The sequence below is a fragment of the Vibrio sp. Y10_XG_PY6 genome (genome assembly GCF_024181795.1).
Lineage (GTDB): Bacteria > Pseudomonadota > Gammaproteobacteria > Enterobacterales > Vibrionaceae > Vibrio > Vibrio diabolicus.
This window is the reverse complement of sequence record NZ_JAMZAQ010000004.1, coordinates 256,329-279,494: the sequence shown is the minus strand read 5'-3', so window position 1 is coordinate 279,494 and position 23,166 is coordinate 256,329. Positions and strand designations below refer to the sequence as shown.

The following is a 23,166-nucleotide window of genomic DNA, read 5'->3' as shown; positions in this document are numbered from 1 at the left end:
CTTTCGTTCCCTCGAACTGTTTTTAGATATGGCGGATAACGGTAAAAGACCTCAACAAGCCCCTTAAATGCAGGTTGAAGCCATTTGATATAGTAACATGCTTGGACAATAAAAACGTCCGGTAACCCTTTAGATTACCGAACTTATTTCTGTTGCCTATACGCTTACTGACGAGCCATACGGTGATTGTGAGCTGGCTTATCTTGTTCCGTTGAGCGGTAAGGGTTGATATCCAAGCCACCACGACGAGTATAGCGGGCAAATACGGTCAGTTTGCTTGGTTGGCAGTATTTCATTAGATCCGTAAAAATACGCTCTACACACTGCTCGTGGAACTCATTGTGCTCGCGGAAAGACACTAAGTAACGTAACAGCTTCTCACGATCTATTTTTGCGCCTTGGTAGCGAATTTCTACACTGCCCCAGTCGGGTTGGTTAGTGATCAAACAGTTTGATTTCAATAGGTGGCTATGTAGCACCTCTTCAACTTGTATTTCACCTGCCGCACCTTCAAGCAAACCGGCATCAAAATCGTAACTGGTGATGTCAATGTCTTGGTCATCAATGCATTCGCCTTCCATTGTCACGATAGGTTGATTGGTATAGTGGGTCACTGGATTCACCTCAATCAGCACCTTTTCACCGGCACATTCAGACAGGTCTTGTGTTAAACGCTCTATAACGTCTTCCCAGCTTGCAAAGCGGGTTTGGTTATAGCTATTTAAGTACAGTTTGAAAGACTTCGATTCAATCAAGTTTGCGCTGGTGGCTGGAATGTATACTTCGCCAACGGCCACTTGTGGTAAGCCTTTACTATTTAACCAAGAGAGTTCGTACAGCGTCCAAATGTCGTGGCCCATAAAAGGAAGGCTTTCGCCTAACTGAAGGTCATCTCGGTTTAGGCTACGAGGAACTGGTTGCAGCAAGCTTGGGTCGTATTGGTTCGCATACTCGGTCGTTTTACCTAGTGTTAGGCCAGCAAGCTCTTTAGCGTCAGAATATTTGCTCATACTTTGTGGTCGTTTTCGATTAGAATGGCGAGAATTTTACTGAATCCGCTGGTCAATTGCCATCCGGCAAGTACGGCTATCTGATAAATAAGGAATGAGGAGACCTTCATGACCCAAAACGTTACTCAGGCGCTACAAGAGTTCAGCCTGCGCTACCAACAAGCTTGGCAAGCTAAGCACAATGAGTTGCCAAGCAGTGAAGAGCTTGCAGAGCTTGTTTCTCCTTGTGTCGAAGAGAAGCGTGATGGAAAGGTGCTTTGGAAAGCGGTCGCACGTGATGAAATGGCCGATTTCACCAATGTGGAAAATGCGATTGAGTTGTCACTGCAAGATGATGTTAAAGCCTTTTATGGTTCTCAATACTGCGCCGATATGGAGGCAACTTGGCAAGGTAATTCGTTGACGCTGCTGCAAGTGTGGAGCGATGACGATTTCGTGCGCCTACAAGAAAATATTCTTGGTCATTTGGTGACGCAGCGCCGCTTGAAACTTAAACCAACGGTATTTATCGCAGCGACAGATGAGGAAATGGATGTGATTTCTATTTGTAACCTCACTGGCAATGTGATTCTAGAGCGTTTGGGCACCTCTAAACATGATGTATTGGCAGATTCATTGGTTGAGTTCTTGAATAAGTTAGAGGCTGCCGTCTAAGTATGTATGTTGTTGAGTTGCAGTTTGAGTGTTTTGATAACACCACCGTCAGCGCGGTAGACAAAGCCATTAATGGCTTGATGGATGCTCTGCGTTACAACGGCCAAGTATTAGGTCGTGAATTCCCGATAGTGATGGGAGAAGGTGAATTTTTCGTTCGTGTTGTTTGCCCAGAACAAGACAGCTTGCATCCACGTTATCACTCAGATTTCGTCAAAGTGTGCATGAACCGTTTGTCAGACGCGTCTTTGCTTGCACCGAAAATGCGTATGCTTGGCCGTGATTTAAATTCAGAACAAGCGGCCGAAGAAGAGATCCCTAGCTGGCAAGTGTTGTACACAACTTATGTTCATACGTGCTCGCCATTGCGCAGTGGGGAAACGTTGTTGCCGATTCCTTTGTATCGTAATGAGCCGACGCTAAATGGTGACCATAAAGCCGTCATCAAATGGCAGACAGAATGGCAAGCGTGCGATGAAATCCAAATGGCTGGCGGGTGCCGTGCAGAGCATGCGGCGCTGCACGAGATTTGCGATGTAGACAGCGTGTTGTTCCGCAGAGGTTGGGATTTGCGAGGTCGTATCGAATACATCACCAAGGTTCCAACATACTATTACCAGTATCGCGTGGGCGGTCAGTCGCTGGAGAGCGAGAAAGCGCGCAAGTGCCCAAAATGCGGTGGAGAGTGGCTACTCGATGAGCCACTACATGACATATTTCACTTTAAGTGTGATGACTGCCGAATCGTGTCGAATATCTCTTGGGACCACCTAAAGTAACTAATTGAGGTTAGTTAAATGGTTAGATAGAGAAATAAAAAGGGCTGATGTTTTCACATCAGCCCTTTTTTATGCTCAGACTATTATTTTCAGTATGGTTTAGAAAAGTGGGATTACCAACCTTTCACTACGCCGCCTTTGAATAGCTCTTTTGCCGCTTCGTAAACTTCTTCCGTTTGGTAAGCTTTTACGAAGTTTTGTACGTTTTGCGCATTAACATTTTCTTCGCGAGCAACAATTAGGTTTACGTATGGTGAGTCTTTATCTTCAACGAACACGCCGTCACGCTCTGGCGATAGGTCGATAGAGCTTGCGTAAGTGGTGTTGATGATAGATAGCGTTACGTCATCCAATGAACGTGGAAGTTGTGGCGCTTCTAACTCAATGATTTCGATATTTTTAGGGTTGCCTACGATGTCACGTACTGTAGCGAGTAGACCAACGCCATCACGTAACGTAATCAAACCTTGTTGCTCAAGAAGCAGTAGTGAGCGACCTAGGTTTGTTGGATCGTTTGGTACTGCGATGCGTGCGCCATCTTGGATTTCATCGATTGACTTCACTTGCTTAGAGTAACCAGCAATAGGGTAAACGAATGAGTTACCCGCGATAGCCAGTTTGTAGCCGCGGTCTTTCACTTGTTGGTCTAGGTATGGTTTATGTTGGAACGCATTCGCGTCTACTGAACCATCATCCAGAGCGGCATTTGGCGTTACGTAATCGGTAAATGTTACTAACTCAACGTCTAGGTTGTACTTTTCTTTTGCTACTTTAGCTGCCACTTCGGCAACTTGTGCTTCAGCACCAGCAATAACGCCAACTTTTACTTTATTTACGTCTACTTCTTTGTCGCCACAACCCGCTAGAACAAGAGCAGAAGCGGCTGTTGCTACAGTCAAAAGACCTTTAAGGCTAAATTTCATCTTTATCTCCTTATAATTTGTATTTTCAATGCTTATCTGTGGTCTACACGGCGCACCACTGCGTCACCGATAGACTGAATAATCTGTACTAGAACAATCAGCATCACGACAGTCACAGCCATGATAGTTACATCGTAGCGGTGGAAACCGTAACGGATGGCTACGTCGCCGAGGCCGCCGCCGCCTACCGTACCCGCCATGGCCGAGTAGCTAACGAGAGTGACTAAGGTGATCGTTACTGAGTTAACAATAGTCGGCATTGCTTCAGGTAGTAGAACTTTTGTGATGATCTGTGTTGGTGTCGCCCCCATTGACTGCGCCGCTTCCACCAAGCCTGTTGGTACCTCTAACAAAGCACCTTCAATAAGACGGGCAACAAACGGAATGGCACCAATAGTCAGTGGGACGATTGCTGCGGTTGTACCGATAAAGGTTCCAACTAGCATTTTTGTCACTGGAATAATCGCAACCATCAGGACGAGGAATGGAACAGAACGACCAATGTTAACGACAGCGCCTAAGCTGCTATTTAGTTTGGTGTTTTCAAGTAGGCCGCCTTTCTTAGTAATATGGAGGATTACGCCTAATGGAATACCCACGGCAAAGCCGACTAATCCGGCAACCGCAACCATGTAAAGCGTTTCCCACGTTGCACCTAAAAGTAGTTTGCTGTTTAAACTCAGCCATTCAGAAATCGTATTAAAGGACATAACCAAGTACCTCTACTTTTACGTTGTGCTTACGCAGGTATTCCAGTGCTGCGTTGTCATCTTCTTCATTACCAAATAGCTCTGCGACCATCATGCCGAATTTCACGCCGCCAGCGTAATCGAGATCGGAGCTTAAAATACTTACATCAATATTGTATTTACGAGAAATTTGCGACATTAACGGTGCATCGACGGTTGCGCCAGTAAACTCTAAGCGAACCAACGGGTAGCTGCCATCAACACGCTCTGCTTGCAGACGTGCTTGGTAATCTTCAGGAATGGATAGATCCAGCGTTGAGCGAATGAATTGGTGCGCCAGCTCCGTTTTAGGGTGCGCGAAAATATCGCCAACGGTGCCTTTCTCCACCAACTCACCACCACCGATGATCGCCACTTCGTGACAGATGCTTTTTACCACTTCCATTTCGTGGGTGATCAGTAGAATCGTGATGTTGAGTTTGCGGTTGATCTCTTTCAATAGCTCAAGGATAGATTGAGTTGTTGCAGGATCCAGTGCGCTAGTGGCCTCATCACAAAGCAGAACGCTTGGATCGGATGCCAATGCGCGAGCAATCGCCACACGTTGTTTTTGACCGCCACTTAGGTTGGACGGATAGCTTTCGTGTTTGTCGGCTAAGCCAACAAGTTTTAGTAACTCAGTGACTTTTGTTGTGATTTGCGATTTGTCTTTGCCTGCCAGTTCCAGTGGTAGCGCCACGTTATCAAACACAGTACGAGACGAGAGCAGATTAAAATGCTGGAAGATCATGCCGATGTTACGGCGCGTTTCGACCAACTGCTTTTTGCTGAGTTTTGTTAAATCAATGCCATCAACGATGATGGAGCCAGATGTTGGTGCTTCTAACATGTTTACGCAGCGGATCAGCGTACTTTTACCAGCACCAGATGAACCGATAACACCGAAGATGGTGCCCTTGGCGATGTGTAGGTTAATGTCTTTCAGGGCAAGGATTTCCTTACTGCCTTGGTAGAACACTTTATTGACGTTTTTTATTTCTATCATGTTTCAACCTGCCCAAAGATACGGGGAACTTCGCTGTCAAAAACGGCCTTTGACAGAACTTAATGTTGAGCTTTATCTCACTTCTCAGTTGATGCTATGGGTTAACCAGAATGAAGTCAATAGATATTTTTACGTCTAGACGTCTAAATGTATAGATGTTCTGTTTTGAAGAGAATGAGGAGTAAGTTACGAGGAGAAGATAAGTGGAGAGCCCCCTCAGAATTACCGATTCTTGCCCAACAAATCAACTGTTTTGTCGAGGCCTAGAATGAATTAGATAGTGTTGAAGTTTATAAGGTATGTAATAATCTGATTAAACCGAGTTAATAGAGAAATACGTTTTGGCAAAACCTGCTGTTTTTATCGATCGTGATGGCGTGATAAACGTTGACCACGGCTACGTTCATGACGAACATGATTTTGAGTACATTGATGGTGTGTTTGAAGCGACGAAAGCGCTGAAAGATCAAGGTTACCTCTTAGTGCTAGTGACGAATCAATCGGGCATCGCACGTGGTAAATTCAGTGAAGACCGTTTCTTGTCTCTGACTCAATGGATGGACTGGAACTTTGTTGATCATGGTGTTGAGTTTGATGGTATCTACTACTGTCCACATCACCCTGAACATGGCATTGGGGATTACAAGCAGGATTGTGATTGCCGCAAGCCTAAGCCTGGTATGTTTATCTCTGCTCGCGACTTCTTGAAAATCGACATGGAAAAATCTGTGATGATTGGTGATAAAGCCGAAGACATGATGGCAGCAGAAGCCGCGGGCGTTGGTACCAAGATTTTGGTTCGCACAGGTAAGCCTATTACTGAGCAAGGTGAAGCATTGGCAACGGTTGTGCTTGATAGTGTTGCTGACGTGCCTGCATATCTAAAGAAATAATCTGCACAATTCGCATATTTAAGGGAAGCGTTTGCTTCCCTTTTCTCTTATTACTGTTAAAGTTCAGTCACCTAAGCATTCATCCATTCTAGTTTGATCACTTATGAGCAAAAAACTCACCATTCTTGATATCGCGAAATTGGCAGGCGTTGGCAAATCAACAGTAAGCCGTGTGCTTACCAACGATCCAAAAGTGAAACCTCAAACGCGAGAGAAAGTAGAGCAAATCATTCGTGAATCTGGTTATGTACCGTCCAAGTCTGCGCAATCAATGCGTGGCGGTAGCCAAAAAGTCATTGGTGTTATCATCTCCCGTCTGGACTCACCATCCGAAAATCGTGCTGTTGGTACAATGCTCAATGCATTGTATTCCGCTGGTTATGATGCGGTGATCATGGAGAGTCAGTTTGACCGCGACAAAACCAATGAGCACTTGAGTGTGCTTAAGCGTCGCAATGTGGATGGCGTGATTGTATTTGGCTTTACTGGGTGCGATGAGCAAGCCTTAGCCGAGTGGGGCAATCGCATTGTGGTGATTGCGATGGATACCGATAACGTCTCTTCCATCAATTATGATAACCAAGGCGTGATAGACATGGCTTTGTCTCACCTTGAGCAGCAATCTTTATCTCGCATTGCTTATATTGGTGTTGATCCCGAAGATAAAACCACAGGCTTAGCGCGTTTAAATGCTTACAAAGCTTGGTGTCAACGTAAACAACTCACACCTTGCTTCCAAACCGGTAAGCTTAGCCATGAAAGTGCTTATCAGCTGGTGGACCACGTTCTGAAAGCAGACACGCAAGCCATTGTGTGTGCCAGCGATACCATTGCATTGGGCGTAATCAAGCGTCTTCAAGAGTTAGGTCGTGAAGACGTGGTCGTGACAGGCGTGGGTGGTAACGAGTTGCTTTCTTTCCTTTTCCCTAAAGTATTTAGTGTCGATCCTGGTTATACCCTTGCGGGTGAAAAGTCCGCTAAAATGCTGATTAATCAATTAAATGGCGATGAAGAAGTCGTTCACTTCACTCAACAACCTATTTGCCGCTAATCCACACTACAACGATTTGCTCTAAAATTATACTGTGATCATTCTCAATTAATGGGACTGTTCCCATTTTGTTTTTTGTCTTTGAGTGGCAATATTAAAATTAAGAAATGGGAATGTTCCCATTTATAAAAAATAAAATGATGAATCGAATGTATCCAATACAGGGTGGACAAAGTTATGAGTAAGATTGCGCGTAAAGACGTGGAGCGTCTTATTGAGCTGGTCGGGGGGCCGGACAATATTGCCAGTGTAAGCCACTGTTTAACTCGCTTGCGTTTTGTTCTAAACGATACGGACAAAGCTGACACAAAACAGTTAGAAGCATTACCGATGGTGAAGGGCTGCTTTACCAACGCAGGTCAATTCCAAGTCGTCATCGGCACTGAAGTTGATGAGGTTTACAAAGTACTGATCGAGCTAAGCGGTAAAAGTGAAGCGAGCAAAGACGAATCCAAGAATGCTGCTCGCCAAAACATGAATATCATTGAGCGTGGTATTTCCCACCTTGCAGAAATCTTTGTACCACTGTTGCCTGCGATCATTACTGGTGGTTTGATTCTTGGTTTCCGTAATGTGATTGGCGACATCAAAATGTTTGATGGTCAAACCCTAACGGAAATCAGTCAGTTTTGGGCGACTGTTCATTCATTCCTATGGTTAATTGGTGAAGCAATTTTCTTCTTCCTACCCGTTGGTGTGTGTTGGTCGACCGTGAAAAAGCTCGGTGGTACACCGATTCTGGGTATCACGCTTGGTGTAACTTTGGTTTCGCCGCAGTTAATGAACGCCTACCTGATTGGTAAGCAAGTACCTGAAGTGTGGGACTTTGGGTTGTTTGCGATTGAGAAAGTCGGTTACCAAGCGCAGGTGATTCCCGCGATGTTAGCAGGTATCGCACTGGCGTTTATCGAAACACGCTTAAAACGCATCATTCCGTCTTACCTTTACCTAGTAGTAGTACCGTTTGTTTCTATCATTGTGTCTGTGATTCTTGCGCACTCTATCATTGGCCCATTCGGTCGTATGTTGGGTGACGGCGTAGCATTCGCAGCAAAAGCAGCCATGACGGGTGACTTTGCGATGATTGGTTCAACCATCTTCGGCTTCTTATACGCGCCACTTGTGATCACAGGTATCCACCACACAACCAACGCCGTTGACTTGCAGTTGATGCAAGAATTGGGTGGCACGCCGATTTGGCCTTTGATTGCACTATCGAACATTGCTCAAGCATCGGCAGTGGTTGGCATCATTATCATCAGTAAAAAGCAGGATGAGCGTGAAATCTCAGTGCCAGCAGCGATTTCTGCCTACCTTGGCGTAACAGAGCCGGCGATGTACGGCATCAACTTGAAATACAAGTTCCCAATGTTGAGTGCGATGATCGGTAGTGCATGTGCTGCTGCTATCTGTGGTAGTGCGGGCGTCATGGCGAACGGTATCGGTGTGGGCGGCTTACCGGGCATCTTATCTATCCAGCCGCAGTTCTGGGGCATCTTTGCTCTGGCGATGTTGGTCGCGATGGTGGTACCCGCTGCATTAACGTTACTTCTTTATAAGCGTGCACAAGCGAAAGGTGAGCTTGAGGCGGCAAACGCGTAATTCAATTTGAGGCAGTAACTTGGCTGCCTCCTCCTATTTTTCTTTTCAAATTTTAAGTTTCCGATTACTGGTAAGTGAGTGTTAGAAATGGCTATGACCAAGCATGATGAGAGCTGGTGGAAAACCGCAACCATCTATCAAATTTACCCAAAAAGCTTTTGTGACAGCGGCAGTAAAGGCACGGGCGATATTAAAGGGATCATTTCTAAACTGGATTATCTAAAACATCTCGGTGTGGATGCGATTTGGCTGACGCCAGTGTATCAGTCTCCAATGGTTGATAACGGTTACGATATCTCCGATTACTACGCGATCAATCCAGAGTTCGGCACTATGGAAGATTTCGATACCCTGTTGGCAGAGGCTCATCAGTTGGGCATTCGAATCATCATGGACATCGTGGTCAACCATACTTCGACAGAACACAAGTGGTTCCAATCGGCGTTAGGGGACAAAAACAGCCCTTACCGTGATTACTACATCTGGAAAGATCCGGTTGATGGCGTAGAGCCCAACAACTGGCAATCGAAGTTTGGAGGCAATGCTTGGGAATTGGATGAAGCGACAGGGCAATACTACTTGCACCTTTTTGCTAAAGAGCAGGCGGATTTGAACTGGGAAAACCCAGTGGTGCGCGAAGAAGTCAAAGAAGTCATCAGCTTCTGGGCAGACAAAGGCGTGGATGGTTTCCGTCTTGATGTCATCAACCTGATTTCTAAACAACAAGATTTCCCAAGCGATGATATTGGCGATGGCCGTCGTTTCTATACTGATGGTCCTCGCGTGCACGAATATCTGCAAGAGATTAGCGAAGCCGTGTTTCAAAAATACGGCAGCGTGACGGTGGGGGAAATGTCTTCGACCACGCTAGATCACTGCCAGCAATACTCTTCGCTAGACGGCAAAGAGCTATCCATGGTGTTCAACTTCCACCACCTGAAAGTGGATTATCCGAATGGTGAAAAATGGACCAAAGCGCCGTTTGATTTCATTCAGTTAAAACAAATCTTCAACCATTGGCAAACGGGCTTAAATGGCAAAGGGTGGGGCGCGCTGTTCTGGTGTAACCACGACCAACCACGCGTTGTGAGCCGATTAGGTAACGACGAACAATACCGCGTCGAGTCGGCGAAAATGCTGGCAGCGTCTGTACATATGATGCAAGGCACGCCGTATGTTTATCAAGGTGAAGAGATTGGTATGACCAACCCAGGTTACACTGAGATCAGCCAGTACCGCGACGTAGAAAGCACCAACATGTACGATATCATGGTCAACCGTGATGGCGTATCACACGAGGAGATGATGGCGATTTTAGCGCAGAAGTCGCGTGATAACTCACGTGCGCCAATGCACTGGAATAGCCAAAAGCACGCTGGTTTTACCGAGGGCACACCGTGGCTTGAAGTGGCGCAGAACTACTCTGAAATCAACGCAGAAGCAGCGGTTGCTGATTTGAACTCGGTGTTCTACTTTTACAAACGTTTGATTGAGCTACGTAAACAGGTTCCGGTGATCACCGATGGCCGTTATGAAGATTTATTGCCAGAGCATCAACGCATTTTTGCTTACGCTCGCCAGAACGACAAACAAACGCTGCTGTGTATCAACAACTACTACGCTGAAGAGGTGGAATGCGTTCTACCAGAGCGTTTTGATATGAATAAAGCGAAAAACTTGCTATCCAACTATCAAAACTCAGCGAGTGCAGTCGCGTCAAACCATCAAGTATTACGACCTTACGAAACTCGTATTTTATTGATAGAAGAATAAACTCGGGTGTCACCCCCTAAGATTGATGTTCGAGATAAAGGCTTTGGTGTGCTCCCCAAAGCCTTTTTTATTGAGATGCGAGATACTTGTGGAGTACAGGCTTATTTTGTTTCAATTGCTGTTAGCAGCACTTTCTCTTCATTGATTTGTACTTGTTGTACTTTTAGCAGCTCGATTTGCTCAATCAGACCTAAGCTCGGGTTAAACCAACGTTCTGCCGAAGTGGCGAACTCCATTGAGTCCATATCATCGCAGTTTAGGTTGTAAGTATTTTCTTCCGTCAGGTACGCCGCTTCAATTTTCTTGCTTGAAATCGAGAACGTTTTACGTACGCCAGTCTCTCGGATTTGCTGCTGCCAAACCACTTGGCAAGATGCTGTCATTGGCAGGTTTTGCACCCACTCATGATCTTCAAAACTGTCTAGTAGGTTGTGAACTGCGTAGCCTGTTAGAGTGGTTTGCAGAGATATGGTCTCTTCACCGATATCAATGTTCGGGCTTTTCTCTTTTACGTCGTCACCGTTGAGACGGAAAATAGGGCTGCTGTGCATCAGCATGGCAACAAACTGCTGGTTAATGGAATAAGCGTCGGTGACTTCATGAAGTGCGCCATCAGAGCCTGCAAAATAAAGCGTATTGCCCTCTTCATCGTCGTTGTACTGTTCGTCAGAATAGTAGAATTGTTTGGCGCCGTAGTTCACCAAGTCATTAACCAACTGGACCATTGCTTCGCTGTTTGGGATTTGTGCCAATGCTGCCAACAATTGCTCGTTATCCATCGCTTGGAAACTCAGTTTCATCTCGCCTTCAGGTTAGCCATCCAGGCTAAACGCGTAGTTTAGTTGTGTGCTTGGCGTGGGAGCGAAGATTGAGTTCTGAATCGCGATGTCGAAACTTTCTTGAGGCACTTTGTTTGGATTAGCACTGCCAGAAGATGAACCGCCGCCACAGCCGTAAAGAGCCAGAGTTGCTGCTGCGATAAGCGTCATTTTGTTTAGCATGGTTTACATTCCTGATTGATTAGGCCGTTTCATGTTGGGCCGTTGCTTGAATGCGAGCATGCTAAGTTTAGTGAGCTAAAAAGGGCAAAAAACAAAAGCTAATAGGGCTTAACGAAAGCTTAATTTTATATTTAAGTCTTTGTTTTATTTGGGCTTATTTCGTTATCTACGTTGGTGCAATACTCGTTGATGAGCGCTTTCCATCGGCTGATAATTTCTTGATCGGTCAAACTGACATGCAACGTTTTCCATGGTTGAAGGCAAGTTTCTTTCGATTCAGATTGAGAAAGACGTTCAAACAATGTCTCGGAAGGTAAAACGCGCAGCAGTGCCACCAGTGATTCCATGTAGTTGAGACGGAACTGTTCGAGTTTGTTTTGTTTATAAGCGATGTGAGACACAAACGTATAAATCAGCGCGTTTTGAATACGTGAGTCGCCATCTGGAGTGGTCAGCAGAACTTTTGCTCGGTCTAGGTTACCTAGTTTGAAATGCAATACGCCCAACCAGAGGCTTAGCTCATCTGGCAAAACATCGAACGACGACTGCACTTGCGTCAAATACGCTTCCAGCTTTTGAGGTTCTTGCTCGTACAAAGCGAGATGCCTTGCGGTTGTGATAGCTGCAAACTCATCAGCTTGTTGGAGAGGCTGGTTAGAAAAGACATTCTCAAACAGCATTTTTTGGTGAACGTCTGACAGTTGCCATGTACTGGCTGAAGGTGCAGGCAAGTTGAAGTACTGCGCGACATCTGAGTGAATTTGGAAGATATCCGATTGTAGGTCGGATAAGCGCAGTGTGTATTCGTTGCGAAACGCCAGTTTCCCTGTCGCAGGATAAATAAGGTTCATCTGAGCTTTCAAGATGCCTTGCTCTGCGCCGTCTTTTAACTCTATGTTGAGTTCGTAATCACTGGTCTGCATGTTTCGCGCGCCAGGGAAATACGGCGTATGACCGATAGGGTCAAGAAAGTAACTGGGAGCGTCTTGGTTGGCGATGTCGGTGTATGGATATTCGACCTGTTGTTGCAGCAAGATGGCTTTGACCAGTATGCGATATTTTCTTGCTTGGGAGCCAATCGCATCGACACGGTTAAGCAGCAACTCGACTTTGGGGATAAGTAACTGATGACGTGTTTGCTGCGTTGAAATCTCTTGGCGTTGCCATAACAAGCTTGCGAGCGTCACGCTACAAACCGTAAGTACGGCACATAAGCTATAAGCCAAAATCAGCTTGATGTTCTTACGGTTCGCAACTTGAGCTGTAATAGCACGTCGATGGTTTTTCGCTGGTGGCACTAAACGGATGTTCGCTGGGTTTAGAAAGTAACCTTTGCGAGGATAAGTGACCAAGAGCTTAGTCGCATCGTACTCGGGGAGATGCTGTTGTAGCAGCGCACGTAAGGTGCTAATGCGGTTAGTGAGTACATTCTTAGAGATGAATTTGCTCTGCCAAATGGTTTCGATAATAGTATCGGCAGAGAGCGGATGTCCCACGCTTGTTAGCAGCAGCTCTAATAACTCAATGGTACGAGGTTCGAGATCAATCGCGACAGTGTCTTGATGAAGAGTTTGTGTCTTCGGATTATAGACCAACTCGCCAATCGCAATACAACTGTGAGTTTGTTTGGCTTGTTGCAAAAAATCGCGCATACCGCACCGCGTTATTTGGAAATGGCGAAATATTATATAGCGATTGGAGCGCGAAATCTTATAAATTGCGCTCCAATTATCATCAAAAGTTTATGAACCGTAGGTCACGGAGTAGCGATGAGGCTTGTGGTTCATCGCTAACACGACATTCAGTGCAAACGCGCCCAAAATCGAAAGACCAATTACTTCTGGAGTAACAAAGAAGAATGACGCAAACAGAATGCACGCATCGATTGCCATTTGGCTTTTGCCAACTGAAATGCCAAATTTGTCCTGAATAAATAAACACAGCACGTTAAAGCCACCTAAGCTGGAGCGATGTCGGAACAAGATCAGCATACCGAGTCCCATTAAAAGCCCCCCTGCGACGGCACAATAAACTTCATTTACCGATTCGAGCGAGATTAGCAAATAAAGATGATCGGCAAAGATAGAAACCAAAGCGCCAGAAATGGCACTATTAATGGCGAAATGACGGCCGAAGCGTTTCCATGCTAGCAAGTAAAAGGGACTGTTTGCTAAAAAGTACAGCACACCAAACGTAAAAGGTGTAAATTGGCTAATAAGCAGAGCCAATCCTGTCGTCCCCCCTGTTAGGAGGTTTGCGGATTGGAGAAAGAAAACGCCTTGAGCTACCAAAAAGGTACCCGTGAGAATCGCTATCCAGTCTTCTTTTAATGAGTGTTTTTCCATCAATGTTGCAGTCATTAGTGATAAATAAGGCGTGCATAGTAGTAAAAAGATGATCTTTTCGGTAGCTAGAGGGTAAAATTTACGGTAAACCTATGTAATTGCTGTTTTACAGGGTGTAAAGCACAAAATTGACAGGCAATAGATCGTCGTTATGCAATTGCAATGCGGGCGTGATACAGATTGCTTGCCATCATGAAAAAACTGCATGAGAAAAATTGTAAATTTCTCTTTATGACCCAGATCAAATTATGTAGAATGCGCGCCATTAGGGTGACGAAAACGTTTGCGTAGGGTCATTCAACAGTTTTTTTGCAACTTTCAGTACTAATCTGAGTCAGGAGATACAGATGCTTAAGCGTGATATGAACATCGCAGATTACGATGCGGAACTGTTCGCAGCTATCCAGGAAGAAACTCTTCGCCAGGAAGAACACATTGAACTTATCGCTTCTGAAAACTACACAAGCCCACGTGTAATGGAAGCGCAAGGTTCTCAGCTAACGAACAAATACGCTGAAGGCTACCCAGGCAAGCGTTACTACGGCGGTTGTGAGTACGTAGATAAAGCGGAACAACTTGCTATCGACCGTGCATGCAAACTGTTCGGTTGTGAATACGCGAACGTACAGCCTCACTCAGGTTCTCAAGCAAACAGCGCAGTTTACATGGCGCTTCTTAACCCAGGCGATACAGTTCTAGGCATGAGCCTAGCGCACGGTGGTCACCTGACTCACGGTTCTCCAGTTAACTTCTCTGGTAAGCACTACAACGTTATCCCTTACGGTATCGATGAAGCGGGTCAAATTAACTACGACGAGATGGAACAGCTAGCGCTTGAGCACAAGCCTAAGATGATCATCGGTGGTTTCTCTGCTTACTCGCAAATCGTTGATTGGAAGCGCATGCGTGAAATCGCTGACAAAGTAGATGCTTACCTTTTCGTTGATATGGCGCACGTAGCGGGTCTTATCGCAGCAGGCGAATACCCAACACCTGTTCCACACGCTCACGTAGTAACAACAACAACACACAAAACACTAGCAGGTCCTCGCGGTGGTCTTATCTTGTCAAATGCTGGCGAAGATATGTACAAGAAACTGAACTCAGCAGTGTTCCCTGGTGGTCAAGGTGGCCCTCTAATGCACGTTATCGCTGGTAAAGCAGTAGCGTTCAAAGAAGCGATGGAGCCAGAGTTCAAAGCTTACCAAGCTCGCGTAGTGAAAAACGCAAAAGCAATGGTTGGTCAATTCCAAGAGCGTGGCTACAAAATCGTATCTAACGGCACAGAAAACCACTTGTTCCTTGTAGACCTGATCGACAAAGACATCACTGGTAAAGATGCAGACGCGGCACTAGGTGCAGCAAACATCACAGTGAACAAAAACTCGGTACCAAATGACCCACGCAGCCCATTCGTAACGTCTGGTATCCGTGTAGGTACGCCAGCGATCACTCGCCGTGGCTTCACTGAAGAAGATGCAAAAGAGCTAGCAAACTGGATGTGTGACGTTCTAGATAACATCGGCAACGAAGAAGTTATCGAAGCGACTAAACAGAAAGTGCTCGAAATTTGTAAGCGTCTACCGGTTTACGCCTAACTGTTCTTCATAGAATGAGTCGATTTCGGTGTCGAACATACTCACTTGCTCGCGCAAACTCCGTGTGTTCTCCTAAAACTCGACTCGTCTATTTTGAACATTGATATACTAAAGGTCCTCAATTGAGGGCCTTTTTGTTTGTCTGGCGTTTTGAATGAGATATAGCGAAGAGTGTGTGATAAGGAGATGGCTACCAACACTGTCCCTTTCAATATATCCAAACCGCGTCATTCCGACGAGCCTAGGCGAGATCAGGAATCTTGTTGAGGCACACTCTTTTACTCAGCGTTTCCCCAAAAAATCATCAGTACGTTGGAAACTGATTCTCAATCACGCCCGTTCCTCGCTGTTCAGAATGACGGAGGTAGAATGGCTTTTTATCACCATTTGACTGATACAAAAAAGGTTGGCACTGAGCCAACCTTTTCTCTTCAAAATAAGCGAGTGCTTATTTAATCTCGATGCCTTGAGCCTGCATATCGGCATGGTAAGAAGAGCGAACAAATGGACCACACGCTGCGTGCGTGAAGCCAAGCTCTAGTGCAACTTCTTTTAGCTCGTCAAACTCTGATGGCGGAACGTAACGCTCTACTGGCAAGTGGTGACGGCTTGGCGCTAAGTACTGACCTAGAGTCAGCATCGTTACGCCGTGTGCGCGTAGATCTTTCAGTACTTCGATGATTTCTTCTTTGGTTTCACCAAGACCCATCATCAAACCAGATTTGGTCGGTACATCTGGATGCTGCTCTTTGAACTTCTTAAGAAGCTCCAGCGACCACTTGTAGTTTGCACCTGGGCGAGCTTTACGGTAAAGACGTGGCGCTGTTTCTAGGTTGTGGTTGAAGACATCTGGCGGGTTATCTTTCATTAGATCAAGCGCTACGTCCATACGACCACGGAAGTCAGGAACCAGAGTTTCAATCTTAATATGCGGGTTTAATGCACGGATCTCGCGGTTACAGTCGGCAAAGTGCTGTGCACCACCATCACGCAGATCGTCACGGTCAACAGAAGTGATTACTACGTATTTCAGCTTCATATCGGCGATGGTTTTCGCCAGCTTTTGAGGCTCTTCTGCTTCCGGTGGTAATGGGCGGCCATGAGCAACGTCACAGAAAGGACAACGACGAGTACAAATGGCACCTAGGATCATGAAGGTAGCTGTACCGTGGTTAAAACATTCCGCTAGGTTAGGGCAAGATGCTTCTTCACATACGGAGTGAAGTTTATTCTTGCGCATCGCCGCCTTGATGTCTTGAATTCGTTGGCTGTCGGCTGGTAGCTTGATCTTCATCCAATCAGGCTTACGTAGCACTTCTTTCTGCTCTGTAGGCATGTTCTTTACGGGAATCAATGCCATTTTATCGGCGTCACGATATTTAACGCCTTTTTCCATCTGGATTGGTTTGCTCATGCTTTATTACCTTGAGAAGGTGCTTCTGTGCTGAATTCTACTTGCTCATAGTCGAGCAAAGTAACGAGTTCTTCTATTAATTGTTTTTCTACGGCTTCTACATTGTCTGGGCCGCCAAATTGGCTGACCTGAACCATTTCCATACCTTCATAACCACAAGGGTTAATACGCAGAAACGGTGTTAAATCCATATTTACGTTCAAGGCTAAGCCATGAAACGAGCATCCTTTACGAATGCGTAAACCGAGAGAGCATATTTTTTTACCGTCAACGTAAACGCCTGGTGCGTCAGGTCGCGCGGCCGAATCGATATTGTATGCTTTTAGCGTGTTGATCACGAGGTTCTCGATAGTGGTAACGAGATCTCGTACACCTAATTTTTTGCGGCGTAAGTTGATCAAGAAATAGGCGACCAACTGACCAGGGCCATGATACGTAACCTGGCCTCCGCGATCACTTTGTACAACAGGAATGTCACCAGTGTTAATAAGGTGCTCAGCTTTACCTGCCTGACCTTGCGTAAATACTGGGTTATGTTCTACCAACCAGACTTCATCAGGGGTTTCTTCTGTGCGTTGGTCGGTGAACTCATGCATCGCCTTCCATACAGGCTCATAGTCTTGGCGGCCAAGTCGTTTTACAACAAGTTGGTGTTGCATGGGAATTCCTGTTGCTAATATATAAAGTTTTTGGATTATAAACCGGATAACCCTGATGCTCTACCGCTGAGTAACAGATTTTTAACTGAAAGCGATGTAAAGTTTTGTTATCTGGTTGATAAATAAAAAGAAAGCAGCCGAAGCTGCTTTCAAAAAAAATTTAATCTATCAAAAAATTATAGAACCATGCGCACGATGTCAATTTCACCTAACTCTTTGTATAGCGTCTCAACTTGCTCGATAGACGTTGCAGTGATGTTGATTGATACCGAGTGGTAGTTGCCCTTAGCACTTGGTTTAACGGTCGGGCTGTAGTCACCTGGAGCATGGCGCTGAATAACTTCAAGAACAAGCTCTGGAAGTTCAGGCTTTGCATGACCCATTACCTTGTAAGTAAATGAACAAGGGAACTCAAGCAGGTCTTTTAATTTTGCATCAGAGTTGATGGTTAGCATATCGATAACTCCAGTAGATATTCGTTGCGGTGCGAAATAGTACAGTCAAATTAGGGGGAACTCAAGACGAGGATCTCAAACTTAAAAAGCCGCCCTTTCAGGCGGCTTTGCGAATAAGTTTGCTACTCTAACGTCCTTCTTAGAAGAAGCTCTTGAATAACAATACGATGTAATCCCACATGCGGCTAAATAGACTACCTTGCTCTACGGTTTCTAGTGCCATTAGTGGGTATTCGGCAATATCTTCACCATCGATCTGATAGTATAGCTTACCAACTACATCACCTTTATTAATTGGGGCTTCTAGCTCTTTTTCAAGGACGAAGCTGGCTTTTAGGTTTTTCGCTTCACCACGTGGTAGTGTTACGTAAGTATCTTGGTCAAGGCCCAACGCTACAGTGTCTTTGTTACCCATCCACACTTTTTCTTCAACGAACGTTTCACCCGCTTTGTGCGGCGCTACTGTTTCGAAGAAACGGAAGCCGTAGCTTAGTAGCTTTTTGCTTTCTGACTTACGAGCATTGGCATCTTTCGTGCCCATAACGACCGCAACCAAACGCATTTGGCCTTCAGTTGCTGAACTTACTAGGCTGTAACCCGCATTGCTTGTGTGACCCGTTTTGATGCCATCAACGTTCATGCTCTTATCCCAAAGTAGACCGTTACGGTTGTATTGGGTGATGCCGTTGTAAGTGAATTTCTTCTCTGAGTACACGCGGTACTCATTTGGTACGTCACGGATCAGGGCTTTACCTAGCAATGCCATGTCGTATGGTGTCGAGTACAGCTCAGCGTTATCTAGACCATGAACGTTGGCAAAGTGCGAGTTCGTCATACCTAGTGTGTTGGCCCAAGCGTTCATTAGGTCAACAAACGCATCTTCTGAGCCTGCAATGTGTTCAGCCATCGCTACACAGGCATCGTTACCAGATTGGACGATGATACCGCGGTTTAGGTCACGTACTTTTACAGTCGTGCCCACTTCAATGAACATTTTTGATGATTCAGGGAAGTTTTTCGCCCATGCATTTTTACTGATGGTGACATCGTCATCTTCTGAGATATTACCACGCGCTAGTTCTTGGCCGATTACGTAGCTGGTCATCATCTTAGTCAGACTAGCTGGAGACAATTTTGTGTTCATCTCTTTCTCTGCCAGTACTTTACCTGAATGGTAATCCATCAGTACGTAGCCCTTCGCCGCGATTTGAGGGGCATCTGGAACAACGATAGGTGATGCAAGAGCAGATTGAGCGAAAGTTGCAGAAAGGGCAACCGAAGAAACGAGAATAGATTTCACAAACTTATTTTTATTCATGGTAATTCAAATTTTTGGGTTAACTGCGGACATCTTATCAGAATCCCCAGCTATGTAAGAGGGGATCGAGGAGAAATTCATGACACTAGGTCATTTGGCAGTGTTGTGTTTTTTAATAAATGCAGACGAATAGCCGAGCAACTTTACTTTATCTAGAGTGGCTTGCGTCAGGGAATAGTCAGTAAATGGCCCTAACAACAAGCGATAAGACTCTTTCGCATTTTCTAGGAAAGTTTCTGTATCCAGTTTTTGACCAAGCTCTGTCCCTAAAGTTCGTGCGCGTTCTTCATTTTTTGATGATGCCACCTGAATAACGTACTTAGGGTGCGCTTCTAATGATTTTTTATCCGTGGGCTGATTGATACTGATTACTTCAATTTCCACGTTCGCTGTACCTGTTTTTATCACATCTAACTTATGTGCTGCGGCATAGCTTAAATCGATAATACGGCCATCGTGAAACGGACCTCGGTCATTAACTCGTACTACGGTAGTTTTGCCGTTGTCAGTATTAGTAACTTTTACGTAACTTGGTAACGGTAGCGTTTTATGCGCAGCCGTCATTGAGTACATATCATAGATTTCGCCATTAGAAGTCAAATGACCTTGGAACTTCTTCCCATACCAAGATGCGCGGCCTTTTTCTTTAAAGCCTTTGGCATCGCGAACTATCTTGTAGTCTTTTCCGCGCAAGTGGTAATCCTTGTTGCCACCTAAGCTGTAAGGTTCATATTTAGGGTGCGCATCCTCGATGTGTTCGACTGAAAGCGGTGTATCAGGTGCAACATCGGATTCGAGTTCGTAACGGCCGTCTTGCGTTTTTTGGCTGGTGGATGAACAGCCTGCCAAAATAAGAGCTGAGAAAACCAAGGAATATAAAGCGCGTTTTTGCATGTCTAGGTCGCCTTAGAGAATGCTTTTCGGTGCGTATGAATTGACATCAGAATACCAAAGCCAGCCATCAAAGTTACCATTGATGTGCCGCCATAACTAATGAGTGGCAACGGTACACCTACTACAGGTAGGATGCCACTTACCATGCCAATATTTACAAAAATATACACGAAGAAGCTGAGTACAATACTGCCTGCCATCATTCGTCCAAATGCGGTTTGCGCTTGGCTGGCGAGGTATAAACCTCGTCCAATAATAAATAGATAGATGGCTAAAAGGCAAAGGAAGCCAATCATACCCCATTCTTCAGCAATTACTGCAAAGATAAAGTCAGTGTGTCGTTCAGGAAGAAATTCCAGTTGTGACTGCGTACCTTGCAACCAACCTTTGCCGGAAATACCACCGGAGCCAATCGCAATTTTACTCTGAATAATGTGGTAGCCCGCACCTAGCGGGTCAGACTCTGGATTAAACAGAGTACGAACTCGTACTTTTTGATACTCACGCATCAAGAAAAACCACAAAATCGGAATGAAACCACCCAGTGCAATCGCAGCACCTGCGATGATTTTCCAACTAATGCCCGCGAGGAAGATAACAAAAATACCGGAAGCGGCGATTAGAATAGAGGTCCCTAAGTCAGGCTGTTTTGCAATGAGGATGGTTGGCAAGCAGACCATAATCAGTGCAACGATGAGTGTTTTTAGCGTTGGCGGAAGGGGCTGTCGACCAACATAGCGTGCCACCATTAATGGCACCGCGAGCTTCAATAACTCGGAAGGTTGAAAGCGCACAAAACCGAGGTTAAGCCAACGCTGTGCGCCTTTAGATGCTTCACCGAAAAACAGCACGCCAAAGAGCAGTATGACGCCGCCGACGAACATCAAAGGTGCCAGGCTCTCGTAGGTTCGTGGAGAAAGCTGCGCAAGAACGATCATCACAACGAGTGAAAGCACCATCCGCATAGCTTGGCGATCCATCATCAGTAAACTTTGGCCACTAGCGCTGTACATGATCACGAGGCCAAACCCCATCAGGGCCAATATGCCAAGTAGGAGTGGTAAGTCGATATGGAAGCGTTCAAACAGGGCGCGATTTTTACCTGTAGAGGGATCCATCTTCATTACTGTTTTACCTCTTTCTTCGCATTGTTTTCAGGCTCAATTTCTTCTGGGCCTAGAACGACTCGGTCAAAAATTTTCCTTACTACTGGGGCACCGTTGCTAGAACCACCGCCGGCGTTTTCTAGTACTACAGTGACGACCACTTTAGGATCATCAAATGGTGCAAAGCCAGTAAATAACGCATGGTCACGTAAGTGCTCGGCGATCTCATCGGCGTTGTACTCTTCGTTTTCACCCAGACCGAAGACCTGTGCAGTACCTGATTTACCCGCTGTTTGATAACTCATTTTGTAGAATGAGCGGCGAGCTGTTCCGCGCGTGCCATGGTTTACACGACGCATGCCTTCTTTCGCCATATCCCAGTACTTTTTCGGTACATTCTTGATTGGCGGGTAAGTCACGTATTCTGTTGTTTGTTGTTCTTCGAAGTCGTTGCCGTTCTCTATCGTCGCTTTTAGTAAGTGAGGTGCGATCACTTCTCCCTCATTTACTAATACGGAGGTCGCTTTGGCGATTTGCATTGGTGTTGCTGTCCAATAACCTTGGCCGATACCCACAGGGATCGTATCGCCTTTGTACCACGGGGTTTTATGGCGAGACATTTTCCAGTCACGAGTCGGCATATTCGCCTTACTTTCTTCGTAGATATCGATGCCAGTGTAATCACCAAAACCGAACATCATCATCCAATTCGAAATACGGTCAATACCCATGTCATAAGCGATTTGATAGTAAAAAGTATCAACAGACTCTTCGATCGACTTAATGATATCGACGCGTCCGTGCCCCCAACGCAACCAGTCCCGGAACGGACGTGTGTTAGAGTTTGGTATGCGCCAATAACCAGGATCATTTCGTGTGGTGTTAGGTGTGACGACGCCTTCTTGCAGCGCGGCTACCGCCATAAATGGCTTGATGGTAGACGCAGGTGGGTAAATGCCAAGTGTGGTGCGGTTGACCAGAGGACGGTTTTTATCGTTCAAAAGGGCACGATAGTCTTTACCTGAGATTCCGTGCACAAACGAGTTAGGGTCGTAGCTAGGGCTTGAAACCATAGCCAGTACGCCGTTGTCTCTAGGATCGATCACTACAGCACTGCCTCGGCGGCCGTCCAACAATTGGTGTACGTACAACTGCAAGTTGATATCAAGGTTTAAAACGATGTCTTTTCCGGGTACAGGTGGAACGTACTTTAAGGTACGAATTACTCGGCCGCGGCTGTTTACCTCGACTTCTTGATACCCGGCTGTACCGTGTAAGAGGTCTTCGTAGTATTTTTCAATACCTAGCTTACCAATGTCGCGAGTGGCTTGATAGTTTGCGTCTTTTTCTTCTCGGATCAGGCGCTGCATGTCGCGATCATTGATTCGAGAAACGTAACCAATCACGTGGGTTAAGACTTCGCTGAAAGGGTAGTAGCGCTTTAAGGTCGCACTTATTTCTACACCAGGAAAGCGGTACTGATTGACGGAGAATACCGCTACTTGTTTTTCGTTCAGTTGGGTAAGCAGTGGGACCGACTTAAATCGACGAGTCCGTTTACGCTCTTGGTGGAAACGTTCAATCTGATCTGGGGTAATTTCCAGAATGGTTTGTAGTTCTTGGATGGTTGCATCAATGTCTTTAATTTTTTCTGGAGTCAGTTCTAAGTTAAAGACGGGACGGTTCTCTGCCAGTAAAACACCATTTCGATCATAAATCAGACCTCGGTTAGGCGCGATAGGAACCACTTTGATACGGTTATCGTTCGAGCGGGTTTGATAATCTTGAAACTGGTTCACCTGAATGTTGTACATATTGGCGACCAGAGCTCCCATCAAGAGAACAATGCCGATAAAAGCGACAATAGCGCGGCTGGCAAACAGACGCGCTTCGGCTTGATAATCTCGGATTTGACTGCGGCGCTTACGAATCATTAACGCTTGGCTCTAAAGTTAAA

Annotated in this window: 20 protein-coding genes and 1 pseudogene; 7 read left to right on the top strand and 14 right to left on the bottom strand. The window is 45.7% G+C overall.

Translation table 11 applies throughout. The features are described from left to right. Positions 1–164 precede the first annotated feature (164 nt). Positions 165–1,010, bottom strand: a complete 846-nt coding sequence (gene queF, locus NL644_RS19920; RefSeq protein ID WP_253658723.1) for an NADPH-dependent 7-cyano-7-deazaguanine reductase QueF — start codon at positions 1,008–1,010, stop codon at positions 165–167. A gap of 108 nt (positions 1,011–1,118) precedes the next feature. Here queF and syd point away from each other — a divergent pair, with 108 nt between their 5' ends. Next, positions 1,119–1,664, top strand: coding sequence for a SecY-interacting protein (gene syd / locus NL644_RS19915; protein WP_114323813.1), 546 nt, complete (start codon positions 1,119–1,121; stop codon positions 1,662–1,664). A 2-nt stretch (positions 1,665–1,666) separates the two neighbouring features. Beyond that, entirely contained in the window at positions 1,667–2,443 is a 777-nt protein-coding gene (locus NL644_RS19910; RefSeq protein WP_114323812.1) for a Zn-ribbon-containing protein, read from the top strand. A gap of 113 nt (positions 2,444–2,556) precedes the next feature. Here NL644_RS19910 and NL644_RS19905 read toward each other — a convergent pair whose 3' ends face one another. Genes NL644_RS19905 through metN form a run of 3 tightly spaced genes read right to left on the bottom strand, consistent with a single transcriptional unit; the run spans position 2,557 to position 5,100 of the window. Beyond that, positions 2,557–3,366 carry a MetQ/NlpA family lipoprotein gene (locus NL644_RS19905; RefSeq protein WP_005391357.1) on the bottom strand — a complete coding sequence of 270 codons (810 nt, stop codon included), beginning with the start codon at positions 3,364–3,366 and terminating at the stop codon, positions 2,557–2,559. 32 nt (positions 3,367–3,398) lie between these two features. Then, positions 3,399–4,076: a methionine ABC transporter permease gene (locus tag NL644_RS19900; RefSeq protein WP_005391355.1), complete on the bottom strand. Its 678-nt coding sequence runs from the start codon at positions 4,074–4,076 to the stop codon at positions 3,399–3,401. Continuing rightward, a complete protein-coding gene (gene metN / locus NL644_RS19895) occupies positions 4,066–5,100 on the bottom strand; it encodes a methionine ABC transporter ATP-binding protein MetN (RefSeq protein WP_005391353.1) in 1,035 nt (344 codons plus the stop codon). Before metN ends, NL644_RS19900 begins: the two co-directional genes overlap by 11 nt. A 341-nt stretch (positions 5,101–5,441) precedes the next feature. Here metN and gmhB point away from each other — a divergent pair, with 341 nt between their 5' ends. The 4 genes from gmhB (at position 5,442) to treC (ending at position 10,419) form a co-directional block, all read left to right on the top strand. After that, the gene (gene gmhB / locus NL644_RS19890) at positions 5,442–5,993 is read left to right on the top strand and encodes a D-glycero-beta-D-manno-heptose 1,7-bisphosphate 7-phosphatase (protein WP_005391350.1); all 552 of its coding nucleotides are present in this window, start codon (positions 5,442–5,444) and stop codon (positions 5,991–5,993) included. A 103-nt stretch (positions 5,994–6,096) separates the two neighbouring features. Then, on the top strand, positions 6,097–7,044 hold the full coding sequence (treR, locus tag NL644_RS19885) for a trehalose operon repressor TreR (protein ID WP_006743211.1): 948 nt from the start codon (positions 6,097–6,099) through the stop codon (positions 7,042–7,044). A gap of 177 nt (positions 7,045–7,221) precedes the next feature. Next, complete coding sequence (gene treB, locus NL644_RS19880; protein WP_114323811.1) at positions 7,222–8,646, top strand: PTS trehalose transporter subunit IIBC; 1,425 nt, start codon at positions 7,222–7,224, stop codon at positions 8,644–8,646. An 87-nt stretch (positions 8,647–8,733) separates the two neighbouring features. After that, positions 8,734–10,419: an alpha,alpha-phosphotrehalase gene (treC, locus tag NL644_RS19875; protein ID WP_114323810.1), complete on the top strand. Its 1,686-nt coding sequence runs from the start codon at positions 8,734–8,736 to the stop codon at positions 10,417–10,419. 101 nt (positions 10,420–10,520) lie between these two features. Here the strand turns inward: treC and NL644_RS19870 are convergent. The 3 genes and pseudogenes from NL644_RS19870 to NL644_RS19860 all read right to left on the bottom strand — a co-directional run bounded on the left by NL644_RS19870 (position 10,521) and on the right by NL644_RS19860 (position 13,765). Then, positions 10,521–11,420: pseudogene (locus tag NL644_RS19870) on the bottom strand (hypothetical protein). A gap of 131 nt (positions 11,421–11,551) precedes the next feature. Next, complete coding sequence (locus NL644_RS19865) at positions 11,552–13,072, bottom strand: winged helix-turn-helix domain-containing protein (protein ID WP_114323808.1); 1,521 nt, start codon at positions 13,070–13,072, stop codon at positions 11,552–11,554. A 90-nt stretch (positions 13,073–13,162) separates the two neighbouring features. Then, positions 13,163–13,765, bottom strand: a complete 603-nt coding sequence (locus tag NL644_RS19860; RefSeq protein WP_031780204.1) for a YitT family protein — start codon at positions 13,763–13,765, stop codon at positions 13,163–13,165. A 347-nt stretch (positions 13,766–14,112) separates the two neighbouring features. Between NL644_RS19860 and glyA the strand changes: the two genes are divergently transcribed. Beyond that, complete coding sequence (glyA, locus tag NL644_RS19855; RefSeq protein ID WP_005391333.1) at positions 14,113–15,363, top strand: serine hydroxymethyltransferase; 1,251 nt, start codon at positions 14,113–14,115, stop codon at positions 15,361–15,363. A gap of 448 nt (positions 15,364–15,811) precedes the next feature. Here the strand turns inward: glyA and lipA are convergent, their stop codons facing one another. The 7 genes from lipA to mrdA all read right to left on the bottom strand — a co-directional run bounded on the left by lipA (position 15,812) and on the right by mrdA (position 23,143). Continuing rightward, entirely contained in the window at positions 15,812–16,777 is a 966-nt protein-coding gene (gene lipA, locus NL644_RS19850; protein ID WP_005391329.1) for a lipoyl synthase, read from the bottom strand. Beyond that, positions 16,774–17,436: a lipoyl(octanoyl) transferase LipB gene (gene lipB / locus NL644_RS19845; protein ID WP_005391320.1), complete on the bottom strand. Its 663-nt coding sequence runs from the start codon at positions 17,434–17,436 to the stop codon at positions 16,774–16,776. Before lipB ends, lipA begins: the two co-directional genes overlap by 4 nt. Before the next feature lie 176 nt (positions 17,437–17,612). After that, positions 17,613–17,891, bottom strand: a complete 279-nt coding sequence (gene ybeD, locus NL644_RS19840) for a DUF493 family protein YbeD (protein ID WP_005384135.1) — start codon at positions 17,889–17,891, stop codon at positions 17,613–17,615. A gap of 139 nt (positions 17,892–18,030) precedes the next feature. Further along, a complete protein-coding gene (locus tag NL644_RS19835; RefSeq protein WP_012842069.1) occupies positions 18,031–19,209 on the bottom strand; it encodes a serine hydrolase in 1,179 nt (392 codons plus the stop codon). A gap of 90 nt (positions 19,210–19,299) precedes the next feature. Beyond that, a complete protein-coding gene (locus tag NL644_RS19830) occupies positions 19,300–20,103 on the bottom strand; it encodes a septal ring lytic transglycosylase RlpA family protein (protein WP_012842068.1) in 804 nt (267 codons plus the stop codon). Positions 20,104–20,105: 2 nt separating this feature from the next. After that, on the bottom strand, positions 20,106–21,227 hold the full coding sequence (gene rodA, locus NL644_RS19825) for a rod shape-determining protein RodA (protein ID WP_005391317.1): 1,122 nt from the start codon (positions 21,225–21,227) through the stop codon (positions 20,106–20,108). Further along, entirely contained in the window at positions 21,227–23,143 is a 1,917-nt protein-coding gene (gene mrdA, locus NL644_RS19820) for a penicillin-binding protein 2 (RefSeq protein WP_005391316.1), read from the bottom strand. Before mrdA ends, rodA begins: the two co-directional genes overlap by 1 nt. Positions 23,144–23,166: the final 23 nt, after the last annotated feature.